At 39.1% G+C, this 15,617-nt stretch carries 16 protein-coding genes and 1 pseudogene; 10 read left to right on the top strand and 7 right to left on the bottom strand.

Annotation, left to right across the window (positions count from 1 at the left end):
• Positions 1-51: 51 nt before the first annotated feature.
• Positions 52-1,158, bottom strand: coding sequence for a DUF871 domain-containing protein (locus AC3B5B_RS03430; protein WP_489769311.1), 1,107 nt, complete (start codon positions 1,156-1,158; stop codon positions 52-54).
• A gap of 246 nt (positions 1,159-1,404) precedes the next feature.
• On the opposite strand from AC3B5B_RS03430, the gene AC3B5B_RS03425 reads away from it, so the two are divergent.
• The 5 genes from AC3B5B_RS03425 (at position 1,405) to AC3B5B_RS03405 (ending at position 5,658) form a co-directional block, all read left to right on the top strand.
• Entirely contained in the window at positions 1,405-2,850 is a 1,446-nt protein-coding gene (locus AC3B5B_RS03425) for a 6-phospho-beta-glucosidase (protein WP_489769310.1), read from the top strand.
• Positions 2,851-2,866: 16 nt separating this feature from the next.
• Positions 2,867-4,165: a PTS cellobiose transporter subunit IIC gene (celB, locus tag AC3B5B_RS03420; protein WP_489769309.1), complete on the top strand. Its 1,299-nt coding sequence runs from the start codon at positions 2,867-2,869 to the stop codon at positions 4,163-4,165.
• Positions 4,166-4,213: 48 nt separating this feature from the next.
• Positions 4,214-4,525 carry a PTS sugar transporter subunit IIB gene (locus AC3B5B_RS03415; RefSeq protein WP_489756978.1) on the top strand — a complete coding sequence of 104 codons (312 nt, stop codon included), beginning with the start codon at positions 4,214-4,216 and terminating at the stop codon, positions 4,523-4,525.
• Between the two features lie 14 nt (positions 4,526-4,539).
• Positions 4,540-4,860 carry a PTS lactose/cellobiose transporter subunit IIA gene (locus tag AC3B5B_RS03410; protein WP_489756979.1) on the top strand — a complete coding sequence of 107 codons (321 nt, stop codon included), beginning with the start codon at positions 4,540-4,542 and terminating at the stop codon, positions 4,858-4,860.
• A 102-nt stretch (positions 4,861-4,962) separates the two neighbouring features.
• On the top strand, positions 4,963-5,658 hold the full coding sequence (locus AC3B5B_RS03405) for a MurR/RpiR family transcriptional regulator (RefSeq protein WP_489756980.1): 696 nt from the start codon (positions 4,963-4,965) through the stop codon (positions 5,656-5,658).
• An 84-nt stretch (positions 5,659-5,742) separates the two neighbouring features.
• On the opposite strand, the gene AC3B5B_RS03400 is transcribed toward AC3B5B_RS03405, so the two are convergent.
• Complete coding sequence (locus tag AC3B5B_RS03400) at positions 5,743-7,308, bottom strand: Nramp family divalent metal transporter (protein WP_489756981.1); 1,566 nt, start codon at positions 7,306-7,308, stop codon at positions 5,743-5,745.
• A gap of 255 nt (positions 7,309-7,563) precedes the next feature.
• On the opposite strand from AC3B5B_RS03400, the gene AC3B5B_RS03395 reads away from it, so the two are divergent.
• On the top strand, positions 7,564-8,949 hold the full coding sequence (locus tag AC3B5B_RS03395; RefSeq protein ID WP_489769308.1) for an MFS transporter: 1,386 nt from the start codon (positions 7,564-7,566) through the stop codon (positions 8,947-8,949).
• Between the two features lie 84 nt (positions 8,950-9,033).
• On the opposite strand, the gene AC3B5B_RS03390 is transcribed toward AC3B5B_RS03395, so the two are convergent.
• Positions 9,034-9,870 (bottom strand): aldo/keto reductase, encoded by an 837-nt coding sequence (locus tag AC3B5B_RS03390; RefSeq protein WP_489756983.1) that lies wholly within the window; start codon positions 9,868-9,870, stop codon positions 9,034-9,036.
• Positions 9,871-10,115: 245 nt separating this feature from the next.
• Here AC3B5B_RS03390 and AC3B5B_RS03385 point away from each other — a divergent pair, with 245 nt between their 5' ends.
• Positions 10,116-10,589, top strand: coding sequence for a hypothetical protein (locus AC3B5B_RS03385; protein WP_489756984.1), 474 nt, complete (start codon positions 10,116-10,118; stop codon positions 10,587-10,589).
• Between the two features lie 89 nt (positions 10,590-10,678).
• Here AC3B5B_RS03385 and cls read toward each other — a convergent pair whose 3' ends face one another.
• The 3 genes from cls to AC3B5B_RS03370 are packed head-to-tail and all read right to left on the bottom strand — an operon-like array spanning position 10,679 to position 13,394.
• Positions 10,679-12,139, bottom strand: coding sequence for a cardiolipin synthase (cls, locus tag AC3B5B_RS03380; protein ID WP_489769307.1), 1,461 nt, complete (start codon positions 12,137-12,139; stop codon positions 10,679-10,681).
• Between the two features lie 21 nt (positions 12,140-12,160).
• Complete coding sequence (locus AC3B5B_RS03375) at positions 12,161-12,556, bottom strand: hypothetical protein (protein WP_489769306.1); 396 nt, start codon at positions 12,554-12,556, stop codon at positions 12,161-12,163.
• A gap of 1 nt (position 12,557) precedes the next feature.
• The gene (locus tag AC3B5B_RS03370; RefSeq protein WP_489769305.1) at positions 12,558-13,394 is read right to left on the bottom strand and encodes an alpha/beta hydrolase; all 837 of its coding nucleotides are present in this window, start codon (positions 13,392-13,394) and stop codon (positions 12,558-12,560) included.
• 82 nt (positions 13,395-13,476) lie between these two features.
• Here AC3B5B_RS03370 and AC3B5B_RS03365 point away from each other — a divergent pair, with 82 nt between their 5' ends.
• The 3 genes and pseudogenes from AC3B5B_RS03365 to tnpA all read left to right on the top strand — a co-directional run.
• Positions 13,477-14,148, top strand: coding sequence for a ribonuclease H family protein (locus tag AC3B5B_RS03365; protein WP_489769845.1), 672 nt, complete (start codon positions 13,477-13,479; stop codon positions 14,146-14,148).
• Between the two features lie 92 nt (positions 14,149-14,240).
• On the top strand, positions 14,241-14,369 hold the full coding sequence (locus AC3B5B_RS03360) for a bacteriocin (RefSeq protein ID WP_489769304.1): 129 nt from the start codon (positions 14,241-14,243) through the stop codon (positions 14,367-14,369).
• Positions 14,370-14,541: 172 nt separating this feature from the next.
• A pseudogene (gene tnpA / locus AC3B5B_RS03355) lies at positions 14,542-14,748 on the top strand (IS200/IS605 family transposase); the annotation flags it as partial.
• 405 nt (positions 14,749-15,153) lie between these two features.
• Here the strand turns inward: tnpA and AC3B5B_RS03350 are convergent.
• Positions 15,154-15,576 carry a helix-turn-helix domain-containing protein gene (locus tag AC3B5B_RS03350; RefSeq protein WP_489769303.1) on the bottom strand — a complete coding sequence of 141 codons (423 nt, stop codon included), beginning with the start codon at positions 15,574-15,576 and terminating at the stop codon, positions 15,154-15,156.
• Positions 15,577-15,617: the final 41 nt, after the last annotated feature.

Below are 15,617 nucleotides of genomic sequence, written 5' to 3'. Positions count from 1 at the left end.
ACAGCTAGCAATAGTTTGGACTAAGGCTAGCTGTTTTTTTCTGCTTAGAATTTAATTCTTGGAGTCAGTTCGATGCGTTAATTTAAATTTTGTCCACGGTTTGATGAAGTCCAACAAGAATAGTTCTTCCGGTTTTAATTGTCCGACTTTATTTTTACGTGAATCTTGATGAGGCTCTAAAGCAATTTGCAGTTCATTTTTATAAACACCAAAGTTATCATTGCCGATTAAAACATCGCCACGTTGGAAAACTTGGTCATTATCATGCGGTGGATTGGCTACAGCTTGATAGGTAACGCGCGGCATAGTGGAACGAATGACTAATTGATTAATATCACCGCGCCGAAAATGTTGTGGCTTGAACATGATGTCTGCTTCAACCGGATTAACAGTATCATTTAACTCCAAGTCAAATTCTAATTGATAGCGATCAGTTTGGGCTAAGGCTTGCAACTCACTTTCACTAGCGTAAGCATTGCCGATAATCACGTCGTCAATCATTTGGGAGGCAAATAAGTGCTTGGCTTGCACAGCAATAGGTAATTTTCGATCCATTTCTAAAGTTGGTAAGCCATCGTTGACATTCCACGGCCCTTGGTCGCCCACATGACTTGCCACAAAGGCGGCAGTATGAATCCCAGCTTTTTTGAAGCGTCGATTACACTCCATAAAATAATCATAGGGTAAACCAGTTCCTATTTGCGGATAAAAATTGTGACAGCCATAGATAAAGGGCGTATTGGCTTGAAAACTTAAAATATTATTTAAGTAATCAACATTATTACTGAGGTTCAGTTCAATAATTAAGCCGTAAGGGTTATAGGACAGCATGGCTTCAGTGGCTCCATCAAAAGCTTGATCCAACCTGATGCCCGCTGCATGTAATTCAGCAAAAAATGATAAATCATCGTAAGAAATATTCAATTCATCAAAGATGTTAGGAGCGACGTCAATAATGGTTTGATAACCGAGCTTGTTACCCACGTCAATAATTTTTTGAAATTTAGCTTTAGTTTGTTCCGGAGAACCGGTAACTTCTAACATACTCATGAAAATTCGGGAAAAGCCGTATTTGTGTCCCAATTCTAAGTATTTTTTATCTTCTGCAAAATTGCTATGATCTGGATAAATCGATAGTCCTAATTGTCGTTTTGTCATAATAAACTCCTTTAGCAAATTCATCAGCGAGCAAATTCTTGGGCATTGTGTTAACTAATTAATTAAATTGTAATTTTAGTTTAACTGAATGAGCCTAATTTGCAAGAATGACGGAAAAAGATATTTTTCTTTGAGAAACGTGTTTCTGATTTTTTACCACATAATCTTGATTTTTAGAAACAAAATAGTAAAATGTTTCTTGTAAGCGTTACATAAAAACGTTTTTATAAATTGGGAGGCTGTTTGATGACTAACAAGAAACAATTACGACCAGATTTTTTGTGGGGAGGCGCTGTAGCAGCGCATCAATTAGAAGGTGGCTGGCAAGCAGGTCATAAAGGTGTGAGTGTTGCCGATATTATGACGGCTGGCGCTAATGGTGTTCCCCGGCAAATTACCGATGGTGTTAAAGACGGGCTGTACTATCCTAATCACGAAGCCATTGATTTTTACGACCGTTATCCGGAAGATATTAAATTGTTTGCCGAAATGGGTTTTAAATGTTTTCGGACGTCAATTGCATGGACGCGCATTTTTCCTAATGGCGATGAAAAAGAACCTAATGAAGCAGGATTGAAGTTTTACGATGACTTATTTGATGAATGCTTAAAGTATAACATTGAACCGGTCATTACGTTATCACATTTTGAAATGCCATATCATCTAGTTACCGAATATGGTGGATGGCGCAGCCGTAAGGTGATTGATTTCTTCTTGAATTTTGCTGAGACTGTCTTTAAGCGCTACCAAAATAAAGTTAAATATTGGATGACTTTTAATGAGATCAATAATCAAACCGATTACAAAAATGATTTTTCGATGATGACTAATTCCGGGTTGCTAAAACGTCCGGGTGAAAATATGGAACAGACCATGTATCAAGCCGCGCACTATGAGTTGGTGGCGAGTGCGAAAGCGGTCCAAATCGGACATCAAATTAATCCGGACTTTCAAATTGGTTCGATGATCGCGATGGTGCCGTTATATCCAGCTAGTCCTAAACCAGCGGATATGTTAAAAGCCCAACGGGCGAATGAAGCGCGGTATTGGTTTGAAGATGTGCAATCTAATGGTCGTTATCCGCATTGGCTTCGGACTTATCAAGCTAATCAAGGCTGGGAGATGGATATTACCGCTGAAGACTTAGCAACTTTGGCACAAGGCACCGTTGATTATATTGGCTTTAGCTATTATATGTCCCGGGCTGTTCAGGCCAAAGACCATGAACCAGTTAATTATCATTATGATGAAGACCAAGATGGAACTCCTAATCCGTATGTCAAGGCCTCTGAGTGGGGCTGGCAAATTGACCCTGAGGGTTTGCGTTACGCCATGAATTGGTTAGCAGATCGGTACAATAAACCGCAATTTATTGTAGAAAATGGTTTTGGCGCGGTTGATCAAAAAGAAGCTGATGGTTCAGTCCATGATCAATACCGGATTGATTATTTGCGCGCACATATTGAACAAATGAAGTTAGCCGTCGAAGAAGATGGGATTGATTTAATGGGTTATACACCATGGGGTTGCATTGACTTGGTTTCTGCGGGGACAGGACAAATGTCTAAGCGTTATGGCTTTATCTATGTGGATAAAGATGATGAAGGTAACGGCACTTTGGAACGCTCGAAAAAAGATTCCTTTGCTTGGTATCAAAAAGTCATTGCATCTAACGGCGAAGATTTAGCTTAAAAAGGGGGCAGTTAAAATGGCTGAAGAAAAGTCTAAAAATAGTTTTTTAACGACTAAACTGATTCCATTTTTCCAAAGAATATCGTCAGCACGGCATATGGTAGCTTTACGTGATGGGATGGCAGCTGCGATTCCAATGATTATCATTGGTTCAATCTTCATGATTATTGCGCAATTTCCGATTAAGGGTTATTTAGCTTTTATGGCGCATACTTTTGGACCAAATTGGGCAAATGTGGCCCAGTATATCACTAATGCATCGTTTCATATTATGGGGTTAATCGCTGTCGCCGGGATTTCGTATAACTTAGCACGCAGTTATAAAGTTGATGCTTTTTCAGCGATGATCGTTTCTATTGGAGCCTATATTTTAACCATTCCGCTGAAAACGGATAAAGCTGGTAATTTGTGGGTACCATTAAAAGAACTGGATTCCTCAGGTTTATTTATTGCGATTTTAGTCGGTTTATTTATTACTGATTTATATGTCTGGATTATTCATAAGAACTGGACGATTAAGATGCCCGCGAGTGTGCCACCGGCCATCAGTAATTCATTCTCGTCATTGATTCCGGGCGCGATTTCGTTACTAGTTGTGTGGGTCATTCGCTTGGGAATTGAAGCTACGCCAATGAAGAGTATTCCTAATGTGATTACCTTCTTCTTACAGGATCCGTTGAGTCATTTGAGTAATACTTTACCGGGAGCACTAGTTGCAGAAGGTTTAGTCTGCATTTTGTGGATCTTTGGGATTCACGGTTCCAATACGGTGGCTGGCGTGATGCAACCTATTTGGTTAGCTGCGATGGCCCAAAATTCGGCTGCTTTAAAAGCTGGCCATGCTTTACCAAATATTGTTACACAACAATTTTTTGATAACTTTGTTCACATGGGTGGTTCTGGCGCCACGATTGGTTTAGCGTTGATGATTGCCTTTATGTCCAAGAGTAAAGAGTATAAGACCTTGGGTGAATTAGTCGTTGGACCTGCGATCTTTAATGTTAACGAACCGATTATCTTTGGTTTACCAATTGTCATGAACTATAAGATGGTCATTCCGTTTATTGCAGCACCGTTAACGAATGTTACCGTGACCTATTTAACTATGAAATGGGGTTGGGTTGCTAAAACGATGGGTGTCATGGTACCTTGGACCACACCACCGATTATGTCAGGTTATTTAGCTACTGGTCATATTTCAGGAGCAGTCTTACAAATTGTCAATATTGTCTTAGATACTTTGATTTACTTCTTCTTCTTTAAGAGCATGGATAATCAAAAAGTAAAAGAAGAAAAAGCAGCGCAAAATGCCTAGATTAGTGGTTTAATATAAGTAAGTAAAAGATTAAAGGAGAATTTAATTATGAGTAAAAAGACGATTATGTTAGTATGTGCCGCCGGCATGTCCACGAGTTTATTAGTTAGCAAGATGCAAAAAGCTGCTGAAGAAAAGGGCGTTGAAGCTAATATCTTTGCAACCGCTGCTGCAGATGCAGATTCCAAAATGGAAACCGAAAACCCAGATGTTTTGATGTTGGGACCGCAAGTTAGCTACATGTTAGATGATTTTAAAAAGCGGGTTTCCATTCCAGTCGAAGTCATCAATATGCAAGACTACGGTATGATGAACGGACCGAAAGTTTTAGATGAAGCTTTAAGTTTAATTCAGGAATAAAGGATATTTAATTAATGAACGAAGAAGAAAATTTACAAACAGTTATGGGTCTCATCATGAATGGTGGTAATGCCAAAGGTGCTGCTTTTGAAGCCATTAAAGCCGCTAAGGTGAATGATTTTGCTACTGCGGAAGCCAAGCTGAAAGAAGCGGACAAATTTTTAGCAGAAGCCCATAACGCACAAACGGGCATGTTAACTAAAGAAGCTAGTGGTGAACATGAGCAAGTGACGCTATTAATGGTTCATGGTCAAGATCATATCATGAATGCGATCACTTTTCGCGATTTAGCAGGAGAAATTGTTGATTTATATAAGCAATTAGCTGCTAAATAAGAATGATGCAATAATTAATTAAGACGTGGTTGAGACAAAAGCTGAGGTTAACTTTTGTCATGACTACGTCTTTTTTTAAAAAAGGAGTTGTTCAACAAGTCATTGGCACAATTAACAGCGACGCAAAAAAGAATTTATCGGTATATTAAAGTTCATAAGGAGCAAGTCAAAGATTACAGTTTGCGTCATTTGGCTGCTAAACTAGGGGTGGCGCCGGCCTCAGTCTTACGGACAATTAATCGTTTAGGTTATCAGCATTATTATGAATTTTGCCAGCAATTACAGCAAGAAGTAGCTGGTCAAGGCTTGGTAGATGATATTACCTATCAAGCGCACGATTATTTTTCCCATATTGAAAACTATGACCAAAAGATTCAGCAGTTTAAAACATTGTTTGATCCGGCGACGATTTTTGTTTTTCTCGGTGTAGGGACTTCCGGTGATTTGGCTAGTTACGGGGCGCGGCAATTTGTGAATAATGGGCGTGAAGCTTACGTGATTGCTGATCCTTTTTATCCTATTCAACTGGGACATGCGGCTATGAATAATCATGTGGTGATGATTTTATCGGTGAGTGGTGAAACTGAGCAAATGCTGGAGCAGGCGACGAGTTTTCATGATCAAAAGGCAACCTTGGTTAGTATTACCAATGATGACCATAATTCCTTAACTACTTTAGCGGATTTAAATTTTTCCTACCATATTAATAGTCGTATTATTGGCCAATCGGTGAACCTCACCAGTCAAGTCCCCGTGGTTTACTTGTTAGAGCGTTTGGCCCAAGTTGTTCATTGTTAAAACAGTTGGAACTAAAAAAGAAGTGTTCGCAGTCAATGCGAACACTTCTTTTGGTTGAAGTCATATTTCAAATACTTAACTTTTTTATTGTTTAGCTAATTGGGATTCTTCAAAGCGTTTATTGCCTCTGTATAATTCCACAATCGTCCAAACTAATAAAGCTAAAACTAAGACAATTAAGATCCAAGCAATCACGTTGGCTTGGGTTAATTGCGCAGCTGTTGGATTATCACCGTAGAAACCGGCGATGGAATCTGGTAAACCTTTCAAGTTCAAGAAAGTTAAACCAATAACCGAAATCCAACCTAACACTTTGACCCAAAGTGAGTTTTTGAACCGGGTTCCCATTTCTACCTTACTATCGGTAAACATTAATAACGGTAGCATGGAGAATGGTAAGGCAAAGGCTAAGAAGACCTGTGAATTATTCATTAAGTCGTTTAACGCGGCGTGCTGTTTAATGGGGCTTTGACCACTAGTCATCAAGACGCAGAAGAGGACCGGAATCACGGAAATAACCCGGGTTACTAAACGCCGTAACCACAGTGGCATCTTCATGTGCACGAAACCTTCCATGATAACCTGACCAGTTAAAGTACCAGTGATGGTCGAATTTTGACCAGAAGCTAACAAAGCGACCGCAAATAAGGTAGATAAAACGCCTGTTTTGGCAATGGAGATTAAAATGCCGTTACTTAATTTGGAAGTATCGGATAAAGCTTGATATAAACCAAAGAATGATGGATCTTTGACAGCGCCAGTCTTAAAGACTGCGACACCAGTGATTAATAACAACGCATTAACAAAGAAGGCAAAGGTTAATTGAATGTTAGAATCCCAAGCAGAGAATTTCACAGCATCAGCGACTTCGTCGGGATTGTTGTGATCAATTTTCCGTGTTTGCGAAATTGAAGAATGCAAATACAAATTATGTGGCATAACTGTCGCCCCAATAATTCCTAAAGCACCTTGTAACGGACTCATACCATTAACAACAGGATGTGAAGAAAAGGCTTGAGCTGAAGGAACTAATCCCTTCAAAACGCCACCCCAATTGGGATCAGATAAAGCTACTTGATAAACGAAGATGACCAAGATTACTAAAATTAAGGCCACAACAATCGCTTCAATTTTTCGAAAACCAATTTTAGTCAATAACAGCAGGACTAAAACATCCAGGACGGTAATGAAAACGGCGATGACTAACGGAATATTAAACAGGAGATATAAAGCAATCGCGGCCCCAATAACTTCCGCAATATCCGTCGCCATAATCGCTAACTCCGTTAAAATCCAGAGAATGACACCAAGCGATTTACTTGTCCGAGCGCGAATTGCTTGCGCTAAGTCCATTTGCGTCACAATGCCAAGTTTAGCGGCCATGTACTGTAAAAGCATGGCAATTAAACTTGAAATTAAGATGATGGACATTAATAAATATTGGAAATTCTGACCACCAGTAATAGATGTGGACCAATTACCGGGATCCATATAACCGACAGCAACTAAGGCTCCAGGACCAGAATAAGCAAATAATGTGCGCCAAAAGCCTTTGCCATGGGGAACTTCAACGGTACTGTTGATTTCCTCCAAGGAAGGACCATTGGCATATTCAATTAAATGGTGTTTTTTCTTTGTATTTTCAACCAAAAGAATTCCTCCTCATGTTTTTCCAAAAAACAATGATACTCCTACTTTCGCCAAAATTAAACCTTAAATTAGGTGAACTTAAAAAACATTTTCTTTGCTATTTTCTGAAAAGGGTTTAATAATGAGGGGGAAAATAAGTCGAGGTTAGTAACTAGCAATAATTTTGTGGCGAGTAGTTGCCTTAATTATCAAGGATTTGCGGGCGTTTAACTAATAAAACTGTTTTAATTTGTTTGTTTGAAAGAAGCGATGGCAATGGCTGATTCAATCCATTTATCCAAAAGTGCGCATTGGTGGTTTGTGGCCACGTTATTAGCAGGAACTTTTACGATGTCCATCAGTCAGTCTTCCTTGTCAACAGCGTATCCGACTTTAATGCATTATTTTGCGGTGCCGGCAACCACTATTCAATGGTTGACTACCGGTTTTATGTTGGTGATGACGGTGATGATTCCAGTGAGCCCGTGGTTGTTGGCTAATGTAGCTTTTAAAAAATTATTTATGAGCTTATTAGCCATTTTTGATGTGGGCACCATGATCATTATCTGGGCGCCAACGTTTGGTTTAATGTTATTCGGACGCATTCTGGAAGCGATGGCTGTGGGTGTTTTATTCCCTGCCTATCAAACGGTGCTCTTAAAAATTACACCACCCAAGCGGCGTGGCAGCGTGATGGGGACCGCGGGCTTAGTTATGGGATCAGCATTAGCTATTGGACCGATTATTTCGGGGATTGTGTTACGCTTTTTTACTTGGCAAGTGGTCTTCATTTGTTTTGCCTTCATTATTACGGTGGTCTTAGTCCTCTCTTTAGTTACGATCACGAGCCCCTTAGTTTTACAACCGACAAAACTGGATTTCATCTCTGCTCTTTCAACCGTGAATTTTATTGGCTTTTTATATATTTTAACTAAGTGGGGGCAAAGTAAGCAGTGGACCTTTAGTTTAAGTGTGATTTTAATTTTGAGCAGTCTGGGCTTAGCACTTTTTATTTGGCGACAATTGACTAGCTTGCACCCCATGCTAGAATTGCGGGTCTTGAAACAAATTAATTTTGATTGGGCAGTATTATTAACGGGGATTTCTTATATTGCCTTAATCGTGGTAACGATTATTTTTCCGTTGTATTACCAAAACATCTTGCATTTAACGGCCTTTACTTCGGGAATGGCGTTAGTTCCAGGAGCGGTGTTGTTAAGTCTCTTGAACCCCTTAACCGGAAAATTAGCGGATCATTGGGGCTTTAAAGTAACGTTGTTATTAGGAATGAGTATGATTACTGGCGGTTGGTTACTATTATTTGTGTTGCAGCAACGGTTAAATTTAGGTTGGTTAATGATTTTGGCAGCGCTGATTGAAGGTGGCAATGCCTTTGTAATGATGCCGGCGGTGACCTTGGGAGCCGATGTGTTGCCTCAAAAATATATTGCGCATGGTACGGCGGTCATTACCACCGCACGACAAATCTTAGGCTCTTTTGGCGTCACGTTAGCCACACTTTTATTGGCGTTACCCGCCAATGGTGCGACGTTAGTTCTGCGGCAACAACGACAATTCCATTTGGTCTTTGGGGTATTTTTCGCAATTAGTTTATTCGGATTAGTGATAGCGTGTTTGATTAAAAATCAGCACGGCCGGTAGTCAGACAGCAAAAAAGTCCAAAATTACTGGTCAAACATTGCGATAATTTGACAGTAACTTTGGACCTTTTTTTAATTTTAATTATTAAAATTCTTCATATTCAGCGGGATCCTGATTCTTGAGTCGCCCATCAGGTCGGTCTAAATTAGTAATTGTCTGCATTTGTGCAGGAGTTAATTCAAAATCAAAGACCTGCAAATTTTCCTGCTGCCGACTAAAATGTGTAGCTTTTGGAATCGGCAAGACGCCGAGTTGAATTTCCCAGCGTAAAATCACTTGCGCGACACTTTTTCCTAAATCTTGCGCAATACCTTGAATAATGGGGTCGGATAACATAGAACTAGCACGGCCGATCGGACTCCAAGCCCAAGTGATGATTTGATGTTGATCATCGTAGTGCCGTAATGTGGCTTCAGAGAAATAAGGATGCAATTCAATTTGATTAACTGCTGGTTTGACGTTAGTTTCGGCAATTAAACGGTCAATATGCTCTGGTAAAAAGTTAGACACGCCAATTGTTTTGATTAAACCCATTTGCTGAGCTGTAATTAAGGCTTGCCAAGCTTCGACATAGAGGTCTTCTTTAGGATTAGGCCAATGAATTAAGTACAGGTCATAGTAGTCTAAACCGGCACGATAAAGCGATTCTTGAATTGTTTGAAGTGCTTCTTGGTAGCGATGGTGTCGTCCGGGTAATTTAGAAGAAACAATAATTTGCGAGCGTTGCAAGCCGCTTTGCTTAATGGCTTGACCGACAGCGCCTTCATTTTCGTAATTAAAAGCTGTATCTAAGAGCCGATAGCCGGCATTTAAGGCACTGGTAATGGCATTGACGCCTGTTGCGCCATTTAATTTGTAAGTTCCAAAGCCAATCTGTGGTAAAATTAAGCCATCATAAGTGGTGCGGGTAGGAATTTTCATAAGGAACCTCCTTTAATATTAAAACCACTGTTGTTACATGTTAATGATCTGGTACAAAAAGCCAGATTTTTGCGAACTTTTGGTTTGCGAGTTCTTACTTAAATGTTATCATATTTAAGTTTAGAAGCAATTCATTGAGATTGGGACAAATGGAGTACCATCAGAAAAATGTTCGTGTAAATTGACGAAAAATTTTTGTAGTTCCAGCTTATTTGCTTTCACAAATTAACTAATTGGGGGACACTATGCTAAACGATTGGCTACTAATCTTAATTGATATCTTTTTTGTAGCGATGCTACTAAATAATTTGTATTGGCAATCTCAGATTGTGGTACATGCTAAATATAAAATTTCCAGTTTAATTATTGCGGTGATTTTTGGAGTCTGGGTTCTATCTATGCCGGAAGATTCGTGGTGGTACGTGGTAATGGTGGCTGCCTTTTTAACAGTGACCTTAATGCAAGGTACTGGCGGTATGGCGCAAAAGCGCTTAGTGACCAGCGGCTTTTTTTCCAATTCACTGAGTTATCAAAAATTGACTCATGTAACACTGATTCCGGTAGAATTGCCTAATGCCCCTGTGCAAGTAATTTCGATTTTTACCGTGGCTAATCGGCAAAATATTCAAATGACGTTTAAACAGTCGGTCGCCCAACTACAACAAGAGTTAAAAGCAGTTTTACCACAGAATATCGAAGTCGAAATTGCCCACATGTAGGTAGTTTGCGGACAAAAATTAAATATAATAAAAAACCTTGTTTCTAGATAATTTTCTGAAAAACAAGGTTTTTTGTAATACATAATTATTTATAAAATTGGTGACAGTAAGCGTGAGAAAAGTTGTTTAAAGCGGAGCCAGTAAGACTGTTGCTGAATGATTTCGGGGGTCAACAAGGTGCTGTGTTTTAAATCTTCTTGAAAGATCTCCGTTAGCTGTTGGCTGACCTGAGTATCGTAAAAGAAGGCATCTGCTTCAAAGTTGAGGCTATAGCTTCGGTAGTCTTGGTTCATTGAACCAATAGCGCTGACTTGATTGTCAAAAACAGCCGTTTTGGCATGCATAAAACCATTATTATAATTATAAACTTCAATATTGTGCTCGCTTAATAAATTGGCATAAAATTGTGTAGCTCGAAAAATAAAGGGATGATCTGGTTTGTCGGGGATGATGATTTTAATTTTAATACCGGAGCGTGCGGCCACTAAGAGGGCGTCAATCATTGGTTCATCCGGAATTAAGTAGGGCGTTTGGATTAAAATGCTTTCTTTGGCACTCATGACTAAACTCATGAACCCACCCTTGAGCGTGTCAAAATTACTGTCGGGACCATCAGAAACGATTTGAATCGGGGTAATGTGCTGGGGCTGTTTGATTTGCGTGGGAAAATATTTTTCCTGAAATAAAATCTTTTCGTGGTGGCGATCGACGGAAGCGTTCCAGTCTAAAACAAAGCGTTCTTGTAAAGATAACGCGGCATAACCGTAAATACGCACATGAGTATCGCGCCAATAACCAAACTTGGGTTTGAGGCCAAGATATTGATTGCCAATATTAAAGCCGCCCGTCCAACCAATGCGCCCATCAATGACAACGATTTTGCGGTGCAAATGGTAGTTTAAACGGTACTTAGCAATGGCATTTTGTGAAGTGATAAAGGGCATGACTTGCCCCCCAGCGGCAACTAGTGGTTGAAAGAACTTTTTGTTGGCCCCGGGAGACCCCCAGCGATCGTAAATCACGCGTACTTCAACGCCAGCTTGAGCTTTTTGAGTCAGAATATCTAAGACTTGGCGCCCTAACTCATCATTAAAAAAAGAATAGTATTCTAAATGAATGGTTTCTTGGGCATTACGCAAATCCTGTTCTAACGCGGCGAATTTGGCGTGACCATCGGTAAAAATCTGGGGATCATTATGGATTGTCACAGGAACATCATCATTATGATTAAAGTAATCGATTTGACGTTGGGCAAGTAAAGTCGTATCGCTGGGGGTTAACGGGCGCTTTTGCTCGCTACTCTGGTTGACCATCTGCTTCAATCGATCAAGCCCAATATGTTCGGCATTACTAATGGCAAAGAGGTTTTCTTGGGCAATCCCGCGGCCGAAGAAAGCAAAAATTAAAAAGCCAATGACAGGTAATAAAATTAAGACAATCAACCACGCTAAAGTGGTGGGAATACTACGCCGCCGGTGAAACACGGTAATAATGGCGGCAATCGTGTTAAGTAATAAAATTAAACTCAAAATTAAAAAAAAGATACGCATGAACCTACTCCTCAAAAAGGTTTAATGATTAAAAAATTGTTGAACTTGTGTCGCATTCTTGGATGACGGCGTGACTTGGACTGCCTGGTTGGAAAATTGCACGTGAATTAACTGTTTTAAGCGTGTCAAAATTTCTTCAGGCACAGCTTGCTTAAAGTTTAAATCTAAAGTTAGTGGCGTGGTTGCAAAATGACTTAACGTGATCAGTCCTAAAATGGTGGCTGACTGTTTGGCTGTAACGCCCCAGATGACGGCCTGATTAGCCATCGTCTGTTGCATAGCGTGATTAATGATGTGTGCGGACTCGGGTAAGTCCACGGCCAAAAATTTTTGTAGTTCTTGACCAGATAAGTAACTGAGAAAATCCAGTTGATAATGGGCGGTGATTATGGGGTGTAAGTTATTAACTTGTGGCAAATTAATCCTCCTTAGTTGTAGTGAATTCGGGATAAATAAAATTATTAATCTTGTTGAGCACGTCTTCGTCATCATGCATTTGCGAATGTTCGCCACTCACGCCTAAGGCACTGTATTCTTGAAACTCCTGGACGTGATTTTGTAAAAGGTATTTAATGGAGCGCGCAGAACTCACGGACACATACTTGTCTGTGTTGGATGCGTCATTGATGTTACCATAAATATTTAAAACCCGTGCTGTTTTAGGAAACTTAAAACGATTCAAATACATCCATAAGTATTTGGGCGTCATAAAAGCGGGTTTGCCGGAAACTGCTAAAGGGTTAATATTAGGTAAATCACCAAACGCGACTAAGCCGTCAAACGGACCGGCAATCAGTGCCAAGCGATTGATATTGGGTAAGGGACGATTGTAAGTGTTAATTAGATAGGAAACTAAGGCCACGGAACCCAGTGAATGTCCAATAGCATTATACTGTTGAAAGTGATAACGTTGGTATAAGTCGCTTAAGATTTGATTAAACCAACGTTCCATCGTGCTGGACGGGATCCAGCGATCTTTAAAAATTAATTGGACAATTGGATATTTGGCGGTGGACCAGTAACCAGAATAATGGATCTTACTCTGCCAATCCACCGTGGCACGCAAAAAAACGGGTGAACCAGTCATTTTTTGCGCCGAACCGACCATTTTTTCCGTGGTATAATTACCACCACGAAAGCCATGAAGATAAAAAGTGGGGATTTGTTCAGTGCTCGAATCAACGGAAACTCGTTCGTCTAATTTACAGATGGGAATAGTTGCGGTCTGATGCTTGGAAGAATGCCAAAGTTTCATGGAGATAGTGCCTCTTACTAGCTAAAGTTAACTATTAAATATGATACAGGTTCTAAACTAGTAATTCTAGGTTCAAGGAGAAATTATGCCAAAATATTATGCAGTTAAAAAGGGTCGAAAGCCGGGAATTTATCACGATTGGCCCGATTGCCAAAAACAAGTTCAAGGTTTCAAAGGGGCAATTTTCAAAAGTTTTCCTACTTTAAAACAAGCCCAAACATTTATGGTTGCGCAGACGGCCACGGCCACTGCTACTAAAAAAGCGCCAAACTGGACGGCGCAAGTGACAATGTATACTGATGGTGGCACGCGTAATACGGGCAATGTCTTAGGTGGTCATGTCAAAGCTAGCGATAAAGCCGCGTGGGCGTACTTAATTCAAAGTGCAGGAAAAGAATTTTCTGGCACTCAGGGTTGTTTAGGGGCAACCAATAATCAAATGGAACTAACCGCGCTGCAAATGGGCTTGCAGCGCTTAGTGGATTTACAATTCAATAGGTTAAAAATTGCAGTTGTGATGGATTCTAAATATGTTTTAAATGCTATTAATCAAAAGTGGTTAGCGGGGTGGCAACGCCGTGGCTGGAAAAAAGCATCCGGCGAAACGGTCTTAAATGTCGAGTTGTGGCAGCAAATTGCCGCCTTATTACCTCAGTTTCCTCAAATTAAATTTGTATGGACAAAAGGACACGCGGATAATGCCGGTAATGTCTTTGTTGACGAGCTGTTAAATCGGACAATGGATCAGATGTAAGCTAGAAGTAAAAATTGTTGATGTCTTAGATATTCAGCTTGAAACCAGGGTCAAGTTCACGTTATGTTAAAGGATGTAAGGGGGGAAATTAAATGAAAAATGTAAATGAGTTTAGAAATTTAAGTAATAATGAATTAAATAGTGTTATTGGGGGAAAGAAAAATATGTGGCATGATTTATGGGTAGGATTTAAGCCATTATTTAAATCTTTTACTAATTAATACTATTTAATAATTAACGCTGATGAATTTTTTATTGGCGTTTTTAATTTATATAAGTTGAAAATAAACCCTTGTGGGGGTCAGAAATAGCTTTAGCGTTAAAAACTCCCTTTCGATATAATAGTTTTTGGCTACCAACCAATACTGTTATCGAAAGGGAGTTTTTCTAATCTTGAAACAAGATATTAATAGCCTAGCACATACAAGATGGAATTGTAAGTATCACATTATTTTTAACCTAAATATCGTCGAAAAGTAATCTATGGAGAATTACGGCCAGACATTTGTCTTAATCTTAAGGCGTTTGTGTGAATTAAAAGAATTGGAAATTATTGAAGCACATGCGACGCCAGATTATATTCACATGTTAGTGAAAATACTACTTAAAAAGTAAGAACAAATAAAAATCACGAGTAGTAGCAGTTGGTAGTGTGTTGACTGGGGCTTTAAAGGGACTTTTTGCGTCGGGTGAGAGCCCTTTTAGGGCTAAATAAAAAAGCCACCAGCTCAGCTAGTGGATAATTAACTAGTATTTAAATTTAACTAGCACTATTGTATTTTTTTGACAAATAATCGGATTTATTTTTAATCCAAAGTGGATATAGGGTTAGAAGTGTTGCTAATAAAAATGTGTTTATAATAATTATTATTAGCATACTAATGGATGTTCCTAGAGTTTGCGTTGCATTGGAATCGCTTGATAATATGTTTGTGATGTAAGGGTTATTAATCAAAAGAGCAATGTTAACTATTAAAGATCCAGCAAAAGAAATTAGTAACCAAACTAGTTTTTTTTTGTTTGGAATCTTTGCCAATCAGTGAAGAAACATAAATACATAATTAAGACGATTAATGTTAACAAAGGTACAAATTTAATCTGCTGTAACTGACCAAATAAATGTAAGTAGTTTAAACATAATAACGGAATCAACAATACATATAAAAAGCTTTCCATATAGTGGTTATGGTTAGCAGTTTTCTCTTGTTTTTCATAGTGATCTAAAATCACGGCATCATCTTTAATTAAATAATCTAAGGAAAGATCAAACAAATTACTTAGATCAATTAAAGTATTAATGTCCGGAATACTGCGATTATTTTCCCAACCAGAAACAGTTTTCCTCGAAACCATTATTTTTTGTCCCAGTTGTTCTTGGGTTAAGTTCAGCTTTTGCCGATTTAATTTGATTTTCTCACCGATTGTCATCTTTATGTATACTCCTGGTTTAATTATATTAATTCGCTTAC

This window comes from Bombilactobacillus sp. ESL1187 (genome assembly GCF_058107155.1).
This window is presented reverse-complemented; position numbering and strand designations above follow the sequence as displayed.

Coding starts and splice junctions, on each gene's coding strand:
- AC3B5B_RS03430 (WP_489769311.1), bottom strand. CDS start 1,158: ATGACAAAACGACAATTAGGACTATCGATTTATCCAGATCATAGCAAT.
- AC3B5B_RS03425 (WP_489769310.1), top strand. CDS start 1,405: ATGACTAACAAGAAACAATTACGACCAGATTTTTTGTGGGGAGGCGCT.
- celB (WP_489769309.1), top strand. CDS start 2,867: ATGGCTGAAGAAAAGTCTAAAAATAGTTTTTTAACGACTAAACTGATT.
- AC3B5B_RS03415 (WP_489756978.1), top strand. CDS start 4,214: ATGAGTAAAAAGACGATTATGTTAGTATGTGCCGCCGGCATGTCCACG.
- AC3B5B_RS03410 (WP_489756979.1), top strand. CDS start 4,540: ATGAACGAAGAAGAAAATTTACAAACAGTTATGGGTCTCATCATGAAT.
- AC3B5B_RS03395 (WP_489769308.1), top strand. CDS start 7,564: ATGGCTGATTCAATCCATTTATCCAAAAGTGCGCATTGGTGGTTTGTG.
- AC3B5B_RS03390 (WP_489756983.1), bottom strand. CDS start 9,870: ATGAAAATTCCTACCCGCACCACTTATGATGGCTTAATTTTACCACAG.
- AC3B5B_RS03385 (WP_489756984.1), top strand. CDS start 10,116: ATGCTAAACGATTGGCTACTAATCTTAATTGATATCTTTTTTGTAGCG.
- cls (WP_489769307.1), bottom strand. CDS start 12,139: ATGCGTATCTTTTTTTTAATTTTGAGTTTAATTTTATTACTTAACACG.
- AC3B5B_RS03370 (WP_489769305.1), bottom strand. CDS start 13,394: ATGAAACTTTGGCATTCTTCCAAGCATCAGACCGCAACTATTCCCATC.
- AC3B5B_RS03360 (WP_489769304.1), top strand. CDS start 14,241: ATGAAAAATGTAAATGAGTTTAGAAATTTAAGTAATAATGAATTAAAT.
- AC3B5B_RS03350 (WP_489769303.1), bottom strand. CDS start 15,576: ATGACAATCGGTGAGAAAATCAAATTAAATCGGCAAAAGCTGAACTTA.